Raw genomic sequence first — 15767 nt, 5'->3', positions numbered from 1 at the left:
GCGGCCGCACGGTCGGCGCCGGCGTGGTTGCAAAGATCGTCAAGTAAGCCCATTGCCCGGCCGGCTCTGGCCGGTCGGGTATCGGGAATGGCGGGCCGGAAGCGGTCCGCCATCGCCCGTTTAAGAGAATGCCATTGCGTCAGTAGCTCAACTGGCAGAGCAGCGGTCTCCAAAACCGCAGGTTGTAGGTTCGAGTCCTACCTGGCGCGCCACCCGCAAGGCAGCGGTCCCCCCGGGGGTCATTGCCACCAACCGGCTTCGGCCGGGCAAGAGTCGAATGAACACGAAGGTCGAACATTCCCAGCAGGCGGCAAGTCCCGCCGACGTCGCCAAGTACGTCCTGGCCGCCGCGGTTCTGGTCGGCAGCCTGGTCGCCTTCTACTACTTCGGCCAGTGGCCGGGGCTGCTGCGCGGGCTGATGGTCGCGGCGGCCGTGGTCGTGGCGGGTGCCATCGTGGCCTTCACGGCCAAGGGTGAAAAGGCGCGCGATTTCATTTCCGAGTCGATGTTCGAGCTTCGCAAGGTGGTCTGGCCGACGCGGCAGGAGACCACCCGCACCACCGGCATGGTCCTGGTGGTGGTTGTCATCGTCGCCCTCGTTCTTTCGGGCTTCGATATGGTGATTTCGTGGCTGATCCGGCTCTTGCTGGGTCAATAAGGAGTTAATTACGTGGCCAAGCGTTGGTATGTCGTCCACGCCTATTCGGGCTTTGAGCACCAGGTGCAGCGCGCGCTCGACACGCGCATCGCGCGCGCCGAGATGCAGGAAAAGTTCGGCCAGGTCCTGGTCCCGACCGAGGAAGTGGTCGAGATGCGTGGCGGCCAGAAGCGCAAGTCCGAGCGCAAGTTCTTCCCCGGCTACGTGCTGGTGCAGATCGAGACGACCGACGACGCCGGCATCCCGCGCATCGACGACGAGAGCTGGCACCTGATCAAGGAAACCCCGAAGGTCATGGGCTTCATCGGCGGAACCGCCGACCGCCCGCTGCCGATCCAGGACCACGAGGCGGACGTCATCCTTCGCCGGGTCCAGGACGGCGTGGACAAGCCCAAGCCCAAGGTGCTGTTCGAGCCGGGCGAGATGGTGCGCGTCACCGAAGGCCCGTTCAACGACTTCAACGGCGTGGTCGAGGAAGTCAATTACGAAAAGAGCCGCCTGCGGGTGGCGGTGTCGATCTTCGGGCGGTCCACCCCGGTGGAGCTCGAGTTCGGCCAGGTCGAAAAGGCCTGAAGCAAGGTTTTGGTTCAAAACGTGGAGGCCGGGGCACGTTCCCACCCGGCACGATGGGGAGCCTGACAACAGGCGATTGCACCCGGAGACAAGACAATGGCTAAGAAAGTAGTTGGTTACATCAAATTGCAGGTGAAGGCCGGCCAGGCCAATCCCTCGCCGCCCGTGGGCCCGGCCCTGGGCCAGCGCGGCCTGAACATCATGGAGTTCTGCAAGGCGTTCAATGCCGCCACCTCCAAGCTCGAGCCCGGCCTTCCGACCCCGGTGATCATCACCGCGTACTCGGATCGCACCTTCACCTTCATCACCAAGAGCACCCCGGCCACCGTGCTGCTCAAGAAGGCCGCCGGCCTGACCTCGGGCTCCAAGCGCCCGAACACCGACAAGGTGGGCAAGGTCACGCGCAAGCAGCTCGAAGACATCGTCAAGGCGAAGGAAGCCGATCTCACGGCTGCCTCGCTTGACGCCGGCGTTCGCACCATCGCGGGCAGCGCCCGTTCGATGGGTCTCGTGGTGGAGGGCTAAGACATGGCTAAGGTTTCCAAGCGTTACAAGGCCCTGCAGTCCCAGGTCGTTGCGGGTAAGCCGTATGCGATCGACGAGGCCCTGAAGATCATCCAGTCCAACTCGAAGACCAAGTTCGTCGAGTCCGTGGACGTGTCCGTGCGCCTTGGCGTCGACGCCAAGAAGTCCGACCAGCAGGTGCGCGGTTCCACCGTGCTGCCGGCCGGTACCGGCAAGTCCGTGCGCGTGGCGGTGTTCTGCCCGGCCGGCGCCAAGGCTGACGAGGCCCTGGCCGCGGGTGCCGACGTGGTCGGCATGGACGACCTGGCCGACAAGATGCTGGCCGGCGACATCAACTACGACGTGGTCATCGCGACCCCGGACGCGATGCGCGTGGTCGGCAAGCTCGGCCAGGTGCTCGGCCCGCGCGGCCTGATGCCCAACCCCAAGGTGGGCACCGTGTCCCCGGACGCGGCTGGCGCGGTTCGCAACGCCAAGGCGGGCCAGGTGCGTTACCGCACCGACAAGGCCGGCATCATCCACTGCACGATCGGCAAGGCCAACTTCGAGGCTTCGGCGCTCAAGGACAACCTGCACGCCCTGCTGGGCGACCTGGTGAAGGCCAAGCCGGCCGCCGCCAAGGGCCAGTACCTGCAGAAGGTGTCGCTGAGCTCGACGATGGGCGTGGGCGTGGTCATCGACCAGGCGAGCCTGTCGGTCGTCAAGTAATCGCTTCAAGCCGGGCGGGTCGCGACCCGTCCGGAAAGTTTTGAAGGCACCGTCGTGGACGCGTCCGCGGCGGAGCCATCAAAGACCGCAGGTGCGGTCTGCGCGTGACGACGTCGGGCAGGGATGCACGATAAGGCAAGGAATCGCCGTCGCCACAAGCGGGATCGTTTAATCCGTGCTTCGCGAGAAGCCGGGCCTGCGTAGATGGTGCCGCCTCCTGGAGAAATCTGGAAAGGCCACCACCGGGACGCACCCGCGTCCCCGGCGCCGATGGAACGGCGCCGCCCAAGACCACCGGCGGCTGGAGCCGCGGGTGGAGTCCAATTGGAGGAGTGCAATGGCTCTCAATCTGTCCCAAAAGCAAGAAGTTGTCGCCGAGCTGGCAGACGTCGCCGCCAAGGCGCACTCCCTGATCGCGGCTGAGTACGCGGGCATCACGGTCGAGAAGATGACCGAGATGCGCAAGATGGCTCGCGAGACCGGCGTCTACCTTCGGGTAGTGAAGAACACGCTGGCCGCGCGCGCCGTCGAAGGCACGGACTACGAGTGCGTCAAGGACGCGCTGGTGGGCCCGCTGCTGTACGCGTTCTCGACCGAGGAGCCCGGCGCTGCCGGCCGCCTGATCAAGGAGTTCGCCAAGGGCAACGACAAGCTGCAGGCCAAGGTTGTTTCCGTCGGAGGCGAGCTGTACCCGGCCTCCCACGTCGACGTCCTGGCTTCGCTGCCGACCCGTGACCAGGCCCTGGCCATGCTGGCCCGCGTCCTGTCCGAGCCGGCCGCCATGTTCGCCCGCGCCGTCAAGGCCGTGGCCGACAAGGAAGGCGGTGCCGAAGCTCCGGCCGAGGCCGAAGCCGAAACCGCCTGAGCGACGCCCTTCGTCGACACAACAAACCATCCAGTAATTTTCCAGAGGTAAACACAATGTCCCTTTCCAACGAGCAGATCGTCGAGGCCATCGCGGCCAAGTCCCTGATGGAAGTGATGGAGCTGGTCAAGGCCATCGAAGAGAAGTTCGGCGTCTCCGCCGCCGCCCCGGTCGCCGCCGCCGCTGCTGCCGGCCCGGCCGCCGCCGCCGAAGAGCAGACCGAGTTCAACGTCGTGCTCAAGGCCGCCGGCGAGAAGAAGGTCGAGGTCATCAAGGCCGTCCGCGCCATCACCGGCCTGGGCCTGAAGGAAGCCAAGGACCTCGTCGAGGCCACCGGCGTCGTCAAGGAAGGCGCTTCCAAGGAAGAAGCCGAGAAGTTCAAGAAGGACCTCGAGGCGGCCGGCGCCACGGTCGAGCTCAAGTAATTGCTTCATTGCGTCGCCGCGCGACATCGGCGACCACCTGAGGCTGGGGGCGAAAGCCCCCGGCCTTTGGCCGTTCCTGGAACGGCTTGATCCGAAAGAGCGATCCACGCAAGCGAGTTGCCAGTGTGAAGTAGCGGGAGAGGGCGTGCTGGTGCCGGCAATACCAGCGACTTCCCACTGGCAGTTTGATGTTCCCCCAGGCACCGCGGACGCGCGGGCCACTGATACCCAAGGCGGTAGCACACCATGACGTACTCCTTCACCGAAAAGAAGCGTATCCGCAAGGACTTCGGCAAGCGCCGGCAGGTTCTCGAAGTTCCGTACCTGTTGGCCATCCAGATGGACTCGTACCGCGAGTTCCTCCAGGAAGGTGCCACCGGCGACAAGCGCGAGGAACGCGGCCTGCACGCCGCCCTCAAGTCGGTGTTCCCGATCACCAGTTACTCCGGCAATGCCGCGCTGGAGTACGTCAGCTACAAGCTCGGCGAACCCCCGTTCGACGAGCGTGAGTGCCGCAACCGCGGCCTGACCTACGGCGCCCCGCTGCGCGTGACCGTGCGCCTGGTCATCTACGACCGCGAGTCCTCGACCAAGGCGATCAAGTACGTCAAGGAGCAGGAGGTCTACATGGGCGAGCTGCCCCTGATGACCGACAACGGCACCTTCATCGTCAACGGCACCGAGCGCGTCATCGTCTCGCAGCTGCACCGTTCGCCGGGCGTGTTCTTCGACCACGACCGCGGCAAGACCCACAGCTCGGGCAAGCTGCTCTACAGCGCCCGCATCATCCCGTACCGCGGCTCCTGGCTGGACTTCGAGTTCGACCCGAAGGACGCGGTGTTCACCCGCATCGACCGTCGCCGCAAGCTGCCCGTGACGATCCTGCTGCGCGCCCTGGGCTACAACAACGAAGAAATCCTCGAGCAGTTCTTCGAGATCAACACCTTCCACATCGCCAAGAAGGACGGCGTGGAGCTGGAGCTGGTCGCCGAGCGTCTGCGCGGTGAAACCCTGAACTTCGACCTGGTCATCGGCGGCAAGGTGATCGTCGAAGCCGGCAAGCGCATCACCGCGCGCCACGTCAAGCAGCTCGAGCAGGCCAAGGTCGACACCCTGGCCGTGCCCGACGAATACCTCTACGGCCGGATCCTGTCGCACGACGTCATCGACACCAAGTCGGGCGAAGTGCTGGCGGTGGCCAACGAAGAGCTCGACGAAGCCAGCGTCGAGAAGCTGCGCAAGGCCGGCATCGACACCATCGGTACCCTGTGGGTGAACGACCTCGATCGCGGTCCGTACATCTCCAACACCCTGCGCATCGACCCGACCAAGACCCAGCTCGAGGCCCTCGTCGAGATCTACCGGATGATGCGTCCGGGCGAGCCGCCGACCAAGGACGCGGCCCAGAACCTGTTCTACAACCTGTTCTTCACCTTCGAGCGCTACGACCTCTCGGGCGTCGGCCGGATGAAGTTCAACCGCCGCGTGGGCCGCAAGGAAACCACGGGCGCCTCGGTGCTCTACGACGCCAAGTACTTCGGCGAGCGCAACGACGAGATGGCCAAGTCCCTGGTCGCCGAGCATGGCAAGACCTCGGACATCCTCGAAGTCATCCACACCCTGTGCGAGATCCGCAACGGCCGTGGCGGCGTCGACGACATCGACCACCTGGGCAACCGTCGCGTGCGTTCGGTCGGCGAAATGGCCGAGAACGTCTTCCGCGTCGGCCTGGTGCGCGTCGAGCGCGCCGTCAAGGAGCGCCTGTCGCTGGCCGAGTCCGATGGCCTGACCCCGCAGGACCTGATCAACGCCAAGCCGGTGGCGGCCGCGATCAAGGAGTTCTTCGGCTCCTCGCAGCTGTCGCAGTTCATGGACCAGAACAACCCGCTGTCCGAGGTCACCCACAAGCGCCGTGTCTCGGCCCTTGGCCCGGGCGGCCTGACCCGCGAGCGTGCCGGCTTCGAAGTGCGCGACGTGCACCCGACCCATTACGGCCGCGTCTGCACCATCGAAACCCCGGAAGGCCCGAACATTGGCCTGATCAACTCGCTGGCGGTGTACGCCCGCTCGAACAAGTACGGTTTCCTCGAGACCCCGTACCGCAAGGTCGTGGACGGCAAGGTGACCGACCAGGTCGAGTTCCTGTCGGCCATCGAGGAACACGAGTACGCGATCGCCCAGGCCAACGCCGAGCTCAAGCCCGACGGCGGCTTCCAGGCGCCGTTCGTGCCCTGCCGCTTCCAGGCCGAGACCCTGCTCAAGCCGCCGAGCGAGATCCAGTACATGGACGTCTCGCCGATGCAGTCCGTGTCGGTCGCGGCCGCGCTGGTCCCGTTCATCGAGCACGACGACGCCAACCGCGCCCTGATGGGTGCGAACATGCAGCGCCAGGCCGTCCCGACCCTGCGTGCCCAGAAGCCGCTGGTCGGCACCGGCATCGAGCGCGCCGTGGCGCGTGACTCGGGCGTCACCGTCAACGCCATCCGCGGCGGCGTCATCGACCAGGTCGATGCCGGCCGCATCGTGGTGCGCGCCAACGAGGACGAGATCCAGGGCAACAGCGACGCCGGCGTCGACATCTACACGCTGGTCAAGTACACCCGATCGAACCAGAACACCTGCATCAACCAGCGTCCGCTGGTGAACGTGGGTGACCGCATCGCCCGCGGCGACGTGCTGGCCGACGGCCCGTCCACCGACATCGGCGAACTGGCCCTGGGCCAGAACATGCTGGTCGCGTTCATGCCGTGGAACGGCTACAACTTCGAGGACTCGATCCTGCTCTCCGAGCGCGTGGTCGAGGAAGATCGTTACACCACGATCCACATCGAAGAGCTGACCGCGGTCGCCCGCGACACCAAGCTGGGGCCGGAGGAAATCACCGCCGACATCCCGAACGTGTCCGAGCAGGCCCTGGGCCGCCTGGACGAGTCCGGCGTGGTCTACGTCGGCGCCGAGGTCCGCGCCGGCGACATCATGGTCGGCAAGGTCACGCCCAAGGGCGAGAGCCAGCTGACCCCGGAAGAAAAGCTCCTGCGCGCCATCTTCGGCGAGAAGGCCTCCGACGTTAAGGACAGCTCGCTGCGCGTGCCCCCGGGCATGGACGGCACCGTCATCGACGTGCAGGTCTTCACCCGCGACGGCATCGAGAAGGACAAGCGCGCGCGCCAGATCGAGGAGTCCGAGATCAAGCGCGTCAAGAAGGACTTCGACGACCAGTTCCGCATCCTCGAAGGCGCCATCTTCGCCCGCCTGCGTTCGCAGCTGGTCGGCAAGGTCGCCAACGGTGGTCCGGACGGCCTGAAGAAGGGCACGACCATCACCGACGAATACCTCGACGGCCTCAAGAAGGACGACTGGTTCTCGATCCGCATGAAGGACGAGGACGCGGCCGAGATGATCGACCGCGCCCAGAAGCAGGTCGAGGCGCACCAGAAGGAATTCGAGAAGCGGTTCCAGGACAAGCGCGGCAAGATCACCCAGGGCGACGACCTCGCCCCGGGCGTGCTCAAGATGGTCAAGGTCTTCCTGGCCGTGAAGCGCCGCATCCAGCCGGGCGACAAGATGGCCGGCCGCCACGGCAACAAGGGCGTCATCTCGAACATCGTCCCGGTCGAGGACATGCCGTACACCGCCGATGGCCAGACCATCGACATCGTGCTCAATCCGCTGGGCGTGCCCAGCCGAATGAACATCGGCCAGGTGCTGGAAGTCCACCTGGGCTGGGCCGCCAAGGGCCTGGGCCAGAAGATCCAGCGCATGCTCGAGGCCCAGGAGAAGGTCGCCGAACTGCGCAAGTTCCTCGACCAGATCTACAACCACGACAAGAAGCTGGCTGCCGAGCGGGTCGACCTTTCGCAGTTCTCCGACGCCGAGTTGCTGGGCATGGCCCGCAACCTGGTCGACGGCGTGCCGATGGCCACCCCGGTGTTCGACGGCGCGACCGAAGCCGAAATCAAGTCGATGCTGAAGCTGGCGGACCTGCCCGAATCCGGCCAGACCATCCTGCACGATGGTCGCACCGGCGAGTCCTTCGACCGTCCGGTCACGGTGGGCTACATGCACATGCTCAAGCTCAACCACCTGGTGGACGACAAGATGCACGCCCGCTCGACCGGTCCGTACTCCCTGGTCACCCAGCAGCCGCTGGGCGGCAAGGCGCAGTTCGGCGGCCAGCGCTTCGGCGAGATGGAAGTCTGGGCGCTGGAAGCCTACGGCGCGGCCTACACCCTGCAGGAAATGCTGACGGTGAAGTCCGACGACGTACAGGGCCGCAACCAGATGTACAAGAACATCGTCGATGGCGAACACGAGATGACCGCTGGCATGCCGGAGTCGTTCAACGTGCTGGTGAAGGAGATTCGCTCCCTCGCCATCAATATCGAACTGGAAGAGCAGTGATCCGGCGCCGGGAACAGGAGAATCAAGCATGAAAGACCTACTTAATCTGTTCAACCAGCAGCGTCAGTCGCTGGACTTTGACGGCATCAAGATCGGCCTGGCCTCGCCGGACCTGATCCGCAGCTGGTCGTTCGGCGAAGTGAAGAAGCCGGAGACCATCAACTACCGCACGTTCAAGCCCGAGCGCGACGGCCTGTTCTGCGCCGCCATCTTCGGTCCGATCAAGGACTACGAGTGCCTGTGCGGCAAGTACAAGCGCATGAAGCACCGTGGCGTGGTCTGCGAGAAGTGCGGCACCGAGGTCACCCTGGCCAAGGTCCGTCGCGAGCGCATGGGCCACATCGACCTGGCCAGCCCGACCGCGCACATCTGGTTCCTCAAGTCGCTGCCCTCGCGCATCGGCCTGATGCTGGACATGACCCTGCGCGACATCGAACGCATCCTGTACTTCGAGGCCTACGTGGTCATCGAGCCGGGCTTGACCACGCTCGAGCGTGGCCAGTTGCTCAACGAGGAGCAGTTCCTGACCGCGCGCCAGGAATACGGTGACGACTTCGACGCCCTCATGGGTGCCGAGGCCGTGTACCACCTGCTGCGCACGATCGACCTCAACGCCGAGCTGCTGCGCCTGAAGGAAGAGATCGCCGCCACCAACTCCGAGACCAAGCTCAAGCGCCTCACCAAGCGCATCAAGCTGATGGAGGCCTTCCTCGAGTCGGGCAACCGCCCCGAGTGGATGGTGATGACGGTGCTGCCCGTGCTGCCGCCGGACCTGCGTCCGCTGGTGCCGCTGGACGGTGGCCGCTTCGCGACCTCCGACCTCAACGACCTCTACCGCCGCGTCATCAACCGCAACAACCGCCTCAAGCGCCTGCTCGAGCTCAACGCGCCCGACATCATCGTGCGCAACGAGAAGCGCATGCTGCAGGAGTCGGTGGATGCCCTGATGGACAACGGCCGCCGTGGCCGCGCCATCACCGGCACCAACAAGCGCCCGCTCAAGTCGCTGGCCGACATGATCAAGGGCAAGCAGGGCCGTTTCCGCCAGAACCTGCTGGGCAAGCGCGTCGACTACTCCGGCCGTTCGGTCATCGTGGTCGGCCCGACCCTGCGCCTGCACGAATGCGGCCTGCCCAAGAAGATGGCGCTCGAGCTGTTCAAGCCCTTCATCTTCGCCAAGCTGCAGCGCCGTGGCCTGGCCACCACCATCAAGGCCGCCAAGAAGTTGGTCGAGCGTGAGTCGGCCGAGGTCTGGGACATCCTGGAAGAGGTGATCCGCGAACATCCGGTCATGCTCAACCGCGCCCCGACCCTGCATCGCCTGGGCATCCAGGCGTTCGAGCCGGTGCTGATCGAGGGCAAGGCCATCCAGCTGCACCCGCTGGTCTGCACCGCGTTCAACGCCGACTTCGACGGCGACCAGATGGCCGTGCACGTCCCGCTGAGCCTCGAGGCCCAGCTGGAAGCCCGCGCCCTGATGATGTCGTCGAACAACATCCTGTCGCCGGCCAACGGCGAGCCCATCATCGTGCCGTCCCAGGACGTCGTGCTGGGCCTGTACTACATGACCCGCGCCCTGGAGAACAAGAAGGGCGAGGGCATGGTGTTCGCCAACGTCGCCGAGGTTAAGCGCGCCTACGACAACCGCGTGGTCGAGCTGCACGCCAAGGTGAAGGTGCGCCTCAAGCGCGAGGAGATCGACGAGAACGGCGAGCGCGCCATGAAGTCGGGCATCGTCGAGACCACCATCGGCCGCGCCCTGCTGGCCGAGATCCTGCCGGAGGGCCTGCCGTACGCGCTGGCCAACACCGAGTTGAACAAGAAGGCCATCAGCCGCCTGATCAACTCCTGCTACCGCATGCTGGGCCTCAAGCACACGGTCATCTTCGCCGACAAGCTGATGTACACCGGCTTCTCCTTCGCCACCAAGGCGGGCGTGTCGATCGGCATCGACGACATGATCATCCCGGACGAGAAGAAGGGCATCCTGGGCGAGGCCGAGTCCGAGGTCCTCGAGATCCAGGAGCAGTACCAGAGCGGCCTGGTCACCGCCGGCGAGCGCTACAACAAGGTCGTCGACATCTGGTCGCGCACGAACGAGCGCGTGGCCAAGGCGATGATGGACGCGATCGGCACCGAGAAGGTACTCAACGCCAAGGGCGAGACCATCGACCAGAAGTCGATGAACTCGGTCTACATCATGGCCGACTCCGGCGCCCGTGGTTCGCAGGCGCAGATCCGCCAGCTGGCGGGTATGCGTGGCCTGATGGCCCGACCGGACGGCTCGATCATCGAGACCCCGATCACCGCGAACTTCCGCGAGGGCCTCAACGTCCTGCAGTACTTCATCTCGACCCACGGCGCCCGCAAGGGCCTGGCCGATACCGCGCTCAAGACCGCCAACTCCGGTTACCTGACCCGTCGCCTGGTCGACGTGGCCCAGGACGTCGTGGTCACCGAGCCCGATTGCGGCACCAGCAACGGCCTCACCATGACCCCGATCGTCGAAGGTGGCGACGTGGTCGAGCCGCTGCGCGACCGCGTGCTGGGTCGTGTCGTGGCCGAGGACGTGTACCTGCCGGGCGACGACGAAGATCCCATCGTCACCCGCAACACGCTGCTCGACGAAGCCTGGGTGGACAAGCTCGAAGCCGCCGGCGTGCAGTCGATCAAGGTGCGCTCCGCGATCACCTGCGACAGCACCTTCGGCATCTGCGCCCACTGCTACGGTCGCGACCTGGCCCGTGGCCACATCGTCAACCTCGGCGAGGCCGTCGGCGTCGTCGCGGCCCAGTCGATCGGCGAGCCGGGCACCCAGCTGACCATGCGTACCTTCCACATCGGCGGCGCGGCATCGCGTGCGGCCGCCGTGGACAACATCACGGTCAAGACCACCGGCAGCGTCAAGTTCAACAACCTCAAGTTCGTGCAGCACGCCAACGGCCACCTGGTGGCGGTGTCGCGCTCGGGCGAACTGTCGGTGCTCGACAACCACGGCCGCGAGCGCGAGCGTTACAAGCTCCCGTACGGCGCGGTGATCAACGTCAAGGACGGCGCCGAGATCAAGGCCGGCAAGACGGTCGCCAACTGGGACCCGCATAACCACCCGATCGTGTCGGAAGTGGCCGGTTTCGTCCGCTTCGTGGACTTCGTCGACGGCGTCACCGTCATCGAGAAGACCGACGACCTGACCGGCCTGGCCTCGCGCGAGATCACCGATCCCAAGCGCCGCGGTTCGGCCGGCAAGGACCTGCGTCCGACCGTCCGCATCGTCGATGCCAAGGGCAACGACCTCAACATCCCGGGCACCGACCTGCCGGCGCAGTACCTGCTGCCGCCGCGCTCGGTCGTCAACCTGCAGGACGGCGCCGCCGTCGGCGTTGGCGACGTGGTGACCAAGGTGCCGCAGGAAGCGTCCAAGACCCGCGACATCACCGGCGGCCTGCCGCGCGTGGCCGACCTGTTCGAGGCCCGCAAGCCCAAGGATCCGGCCGTGCTGGCGGAAGTGTCCGGCATCATCAGCTTCGGCAAGGACACCAAGGGCAAGCAGCGCCTGATCATCAAGGACGCCGAGGGCAACGAGCACGAAGAGCTCATCCCGAAGTACCGCCAGGTCATCGTCTACGAGGGCGAGCACATCGCCAAGGGCGAAACCGTGGTGGACGGCGAGCCGAACCCGCAGGACATCCTGCGCCTGCTCGGCGTCGAGCCGCTGGCAGCCTACCTGGTCAAGGAAATCCAGGACGTCTACCGGCTGCAGGGCGTGAAGATCAACGACAAGCACATCGAGACGATCATTCGCCAGATGCTGCGCAAGGTCGAAATCACCGACGCCGGCGACAGCCGCTTCATGGCGGGCGAGCAGGCCGAGCGCATCCGCGTGGTCGAGGACAACGCCAAGGCGGCGACCAAGAACGAGCTGCCGGCCAAGTACGACCCGGTCCTGCTGGGCATCACCAAGGCCTCGCTGGCGACCGAGTCGTTCATCTCGGCGGCGTCCTTCCAGGAAACCACCCGCGTGCTGACCGAGGCGGCCGTTCGCGGCACCCGCGACAGCTTGCGGGGCCTGAAGGAAAACGTTATCGTCGGCCGCCTTATCCCGGCGGGTACCGGCCTGGCGTACCACAACAAGCGCCGCCAGGACGCTTCCCCCGAACTTTCCGATTCCGATCTGGAGACCTTGCGGGCCGTCTCGACGGCCAATGAGACCACCGAAGAAGCCGGTTCAGACGGCTGACCTAGTGCGCTGGCGAGCCCGCCGATGGCTCGCCCACATCCGGAAAGAGGGGACAGGACGTCCCCTCGTGTCCGGTTCAAGGATGATGGAAACCCGAATGACGCGACCTGTCGCTCGTTGACAGGCACGTTTAACGCGAAGTAAACTCCCGCTTCTCGGTGGGCCGGTTTCCGGCCTGCCTTGTTTTTCATCCAGGATCCCTACGAATGGCGACGATCAACCAGTTGGTGCGCAAGCCGCGCCAGCCCAATACCTACAAGAGCGCCTCGCCGGCGCTGGCCAACTGCCCGCAGCGTCGTGGCGTCTGCACCCGCGTGTACACCACGACCCCGAAGAAGCCGAACTCGGCGCTTCGCAAGGTGGCCAAGGTGCGCCTCACCAACGGTTTCGAGGTCATCTCGTACATCGGTGGCGAAGGCCACAACCTGCAGGAGCACTCCGTGGTCCTGATCCGCGGCGGTCGCGTCAAGGACCTCCCGGGCGTGCGCTACCACACCGTGCGTGGCTCGCTCGACGCCGCCGGTGTCGCCAAGCGCCGCCAGGCCCGTTCGAAGTACGGCGCCAAGCGCCCGAAGTCCTGATCGCGCGGTCACCCGCAGCGTTCGCCTCCCGAATACCAGAATAAGTAGGCAAGCATCATGTCCCGTAAAGGTTCTCCCGGTACCCGTTCGATCCTCCCGGATCCGAAGCACGGAAGCGAGGTTGTCGCGCGCTTCATCAACATGGTCATGAAGTCCGGCAAGAAGTCGATCGCCGAGAAGATCGTCTACGGCGCCATGGACGTCATCAGCGAAAAGAACTCCGACGCCCTCGGCCTGGTCGAGAAGGCGCTGGGCAACGTCGCCCCGGCGGTCGAGGTCAAGTCCCGCCGCGTCGGCGGCGCGACCTACCAGGTGCCGGTCGAAGTCCGCACCTCGCGCCGCATGGCCCTGGCCATGCGCTGGGTGATCGAGTCGGCGCGCAAGCGCGGCGAGAACACCATGCCGCGCAAGCTGGCCGCCGAACTGCTCGAAGCCAGCGAAAGCCGCGGTGGCGCCGTGAAGAAGCGCGAAGAGACCCACCGCATGGCCGAGGCCAACAAGGCCTTCTCGCACTACCGCTGGTAATCCCTGCCGGTCAGCGACTACGCCGCCCTGGTGCAACGCGCCGGGCGGTTACCCCAACGAGGAATTCCCGTGGCACGCACTACTCCTATCGAGCGTTATCGCAACTTCGGCATCATGGCCCACATCGATGCCGGCAAGACCACCACGTCCGAGCGCATCCTGTTCTACACCGGCAAGAGCCATAAGATCGGCGAAGTCCACGATGGCGCCGCCACGATGGACTGGATGGAGCAGGAGCAGGAGCGTGGCATCACGATCCAGTCCGCCGCGACCACCGCGTTCTGGCAGGGCATGGACAAGACCTTCCCGGAACACCGCTTCAACATCATCGACACCCCCGGGCACGTCGACTTCACCATCGAAGTCGAGCGTTCGCTGCGCGTGCTCGACGGCGCGGTGTTCGTGCTGTGCGCCGTTGGTGGCGTGCAGCCGCAGTCCGAGACCGTGTGGCGCCAGGCCAACAAGTACCGCGTGCCGCGCATTGCGTTCGTCAACAAGATGGACCGCACCGGCGCCAACTTCTTCAAGGTCCGCGACCAGCTCAAGTCGCGCCTGGGCGCCGCCCCGGTGCCGATGCAGGTGCCGATCGGTGCCGAAGAAGGCTTCGAGGGCGTGGTCGACCTGGTCAAGATGAAGGCCATCCACTGGGATGTCGCCAGCCAGGGCCTGAACTTCGAATACCGTGACATCCCGGCCGACCTGGTCGAGGTGTGCAAGGAATCGCGCGCCTACATGGTCGAGTCGGCCGCCGAGGCCAGCGAAGAGCTGATGGAGAAGTACCTCGAGAGCGGCGAGCTGTCGGAAGCCGACGTGCTCGAGGGCCTGCGCGTGCGCACGCTGGCCACCGAAATCGTGCCGATGTACTGCGGCAGCGCCTTCAAGAACAAGGGCGTGCAGGCCATGCTCGACGGCGTCATCGCGCTGCTCCCGTCCCCGGTCGACGTGCCTTCGGTGCGCGGCGTGGACGTGGACGACGAGACCAAGGAACTGACCCGCGAGTCGAACGACAAGGCGCCGTTCTCGGCGCTGGCGTTCAAGATCATGACCGACCCGTTCGTGGGTTCGCTGACCTTCTTCCGCGTGTACTCCGGTACGCTCAACGCCGGCGACCAGGTCTTCAACTCGGTCAAGGGCAAGAAGGAGCGCATCGGCCGCCTGCTGCAGATGCACTCGAACCAGCGCGACGAGATCAAGGAAGTCCTGGCCGGCGACATCGCCGCGGCCGTGGGCCTCAAGGACGTCACCACCGGTGACACCCTGTGCGCCCAGGACAACCCGATCGTGCTCGAGCGCATGACCTTCCCGGAGCCGGTCATCTCGATGGCCGTCGAGCCCAAGACCAAGTCCGACCAGGAAAAGATGGGCATCGCGCTCGGTCGCCTGGCGCAGGAGGATCCGTCCTTCCGCGTCCGTACCGACGAAGAGTCCGGCCAGACCATCATCTCCGGCATGGGCGAGCTGCACCTGGACATCATCGTTGACCGCATGAAGCGCGAGTTCAACGTCGAAGCCAACGTCGGCAAGCCGCAGGTCGCCTACCGCGAAACCATCCGCAAGGCGGTCAAGCAGGAAGGCAAGTTCGTGCGCCAGTCCGGCGGTCGCGGCCAGTACGGCCACATCGTCATCGAGATGGAGCCGCAGGAGCGCGGCGCCGGCTTCTCGTTCGAGAACGCCATCGTCGGCGGCGTGGTTCCGAAGGAATACGTCACCGCGTCGGGCAAGGGCATCGAAGAAGCCATGAAGAACGGCATCATGGCCGGCTTCCCGGTGGTGGACGTCAAGATCAAGGCCGTGGACGGCTCGTTCCATGACGTTGACTCCAACGAAATGGCGTTCAAGGTCGCCGGCTCGATGGCGTTCAAGGAAGGCTTCCAGAAGGCCAACCCCGTGCTTCTCGAGCCGGTCATGAAGGTCGAAGTCGTGACCCCCGAGGACTACATGGGCGACGTGATGGGCGACCTGAGCCGTCGTCGCGGCATCCTCCAGGGTACCGACGACACGCCGTCGGGCAAGGTCATCAACGCGATGGTGCCGCTGGGCGAGATGTTCGGCTACGCCACCTCGATGCGCTCGATGTCGCAGGGTCGTGCCACCTTCACGATGGAGTTCGACCACTACGCCGAAGCGCCGGCGAACATCGCCGAGCAGGTCGTCAAGAAGTCCTGATCCAAACCGCATTCCGAATCCAGAATCCAGATTCCAGCTTAGAGGCAGAAGAATATGTCCAAGGGTAAGTTTGAGCGCACCAAGCCCCACGTGAACGTGGGCA

At 65.3% G+C, this 15767-nt stretch carries 11 protein-coding genes and 1 tRNA gene; all 12 read left to right on the top strand.

Annotation, left to right across the window (positions count from 1 at the left end; translation table 11 throughout):
* Positions 1-136 precede the first annotated feature (136 nt).
* The 12 genes from N788_RS08930 to fusA all read left to right on the top strand — a co-directional run bounded on the left by N788_RS08930 (position 137) and on the right by fusA (position 15664).
* Positions 137-212 (top strand) — tRNA-Trp (locus tag N788_RS08930).
* Positions 213-277: 65 nt separating this feature from the next.
* The gene (secE, locus tag N788_RS08925) at positions 278-658 is read left to right on the top strand and encodes a preprotein translocase subunit SecE (RefSeq protein ID WP_034223975.1); all 381 of its coding nucleotides are present in this window, start codon (positions 278-280) and stop codon (positions 656-658) included.
* A gap of 12 nt (positions 659-670) precedes the next feature.
* Positions 671-1231 carry a transcription termination/antitermination protein NusG gene (gene nusG / locus N788_RS08920; RefSeq protein WP_034223972.1) on the top strand — a complete coding sequence of 187 codons (561 nt, stop codon included), beginning with the start codon at positions 671-673 and terminating at the stop codon, positions 1229-1231.
* A gap of 96 nt (positions 1232-1327) precedes the next feature.
* Positions 1328-1756, top strand: a complete 429-nt coding sequence (gene rplK, locus N788_RS08915; RefSeq protein WP_034223969.1) for a 50S ribosomal protein L11 — start codon at positions 1328-1330, stop codon at positions 1754-1756.
* 3 nt (positions 1757-1759) lie between these two features.
* Positions 1760-2464 (top strand): 50S ribosomal protein L1, encoded by a 705-nt coding sequence (gene rplA / locus N788_RS08910; RefSeq protein WP_034223966.1) that lies wholly within the window; start codon positions 1760-1762, stop codon positions 2462-2464.
* A 337-nt stretch (positions 2465-2801) separates the two neighbouring features.
* Positions 2802-3329, top strand: coding sequence for a 50S ribosomal protein L10 (gene rplJ, locus N788_RS08905; protein ID WP_034223963.1), 528 nt, complete (start codon positions 2802-2804; stop codon positions 3327-3329).
* Between the two features lie 56 nt (positions 3330-3385).
* Positions 3386-3754: a 50S ribosomal protein L7/L12 gene (rplL, locus tag N788_RS08900; RefSeq protein ID WP_034223960.1), complete on the top strand. Its 369-nt coding sequence runs from the start codon at positions 3386-3388 to the stop codon at positions 3752-3754.
* A gap of 246 nt (positions 3755-4000) precedes the next feature.
* Entirely contained in the window at positions 4001-8155 is a 4155-nt protein-coding gene (rpoB, locus tag N788_RS08895; RefSeq protein WP_034223957.1) for a DNA-directed RNA polymerase subunit beta, read from the top strand.
* Positions 8156-8183: 28 nt separating this feature from the next.
* The gene (gene rpoC / locus N788_RS08890; RefSeq protein ID WP_034223954.1) at positions 8184-12392 is read left to right on the top strand and encodes a DNA-directed RNA polymerase subunit beta'; all 4209 of its coding nucleotides are present in this window, start codon (positions 8184-8186) and stop codon (positions 12390-12392) included.
* A gap of 206 nt (positions 12393-12598) precedes the next feature.
* Positions 12599-12973 carry a 30S ribosomal protein S12 gene (gene rpsL, locus N788_RS08885; RefSeq protein ID WP_034223951.1) on the top strand — a complete coding sequence of 125 codons (375 nt, stop codon included), beginning with the start codon at positions 12599-12601 and terminating at the stop codon, positions 12971-12973.
* Positions 12974-13030: 57 nt separating this feature from the next.
* Positions 13031-13498: a 30S ribosomal protein S7 gene (gene rpsG, locus N788_RS08880; protein ID WP_034223948.1), complete on the top strand. Its 468-nt coding sequence runs from the start codon at positions 13031-13033 to the stop codon at positions 13496-13498.
* Positions 13499-13567: 69 nt separating this feature from the next.
* Positions 13568-15664, top strand: coding sequence for an elongation factor G (gene fusA, locus N788_RS08875; RefSeq protein ID WP_034223945.1), 2097 nt, complete (start codon positions 13568-13570; stop codon positions 15662-15664).
* Positions 15665-15767 lie beyond the last annotated feature (103 nt).

The sequence above is a fragment of the Arenimonas donghaensis DSM 18148 = HO3-R19 genome (genome assembly GCF_000743535.1).
Classification (GTDB): domain Bacteria; phylum Pseudomonadota; class Gammaproteobacteria; order Xanthomonadales; family Xanthomonadaceae; genus Arenimonas; species Arenimonas donghaensis.
The sequence above is the reverse complement of the archived record's forward strand: the minus strand, read 5'-3'. Positions and strand labels throughout refer to the sequence as shown.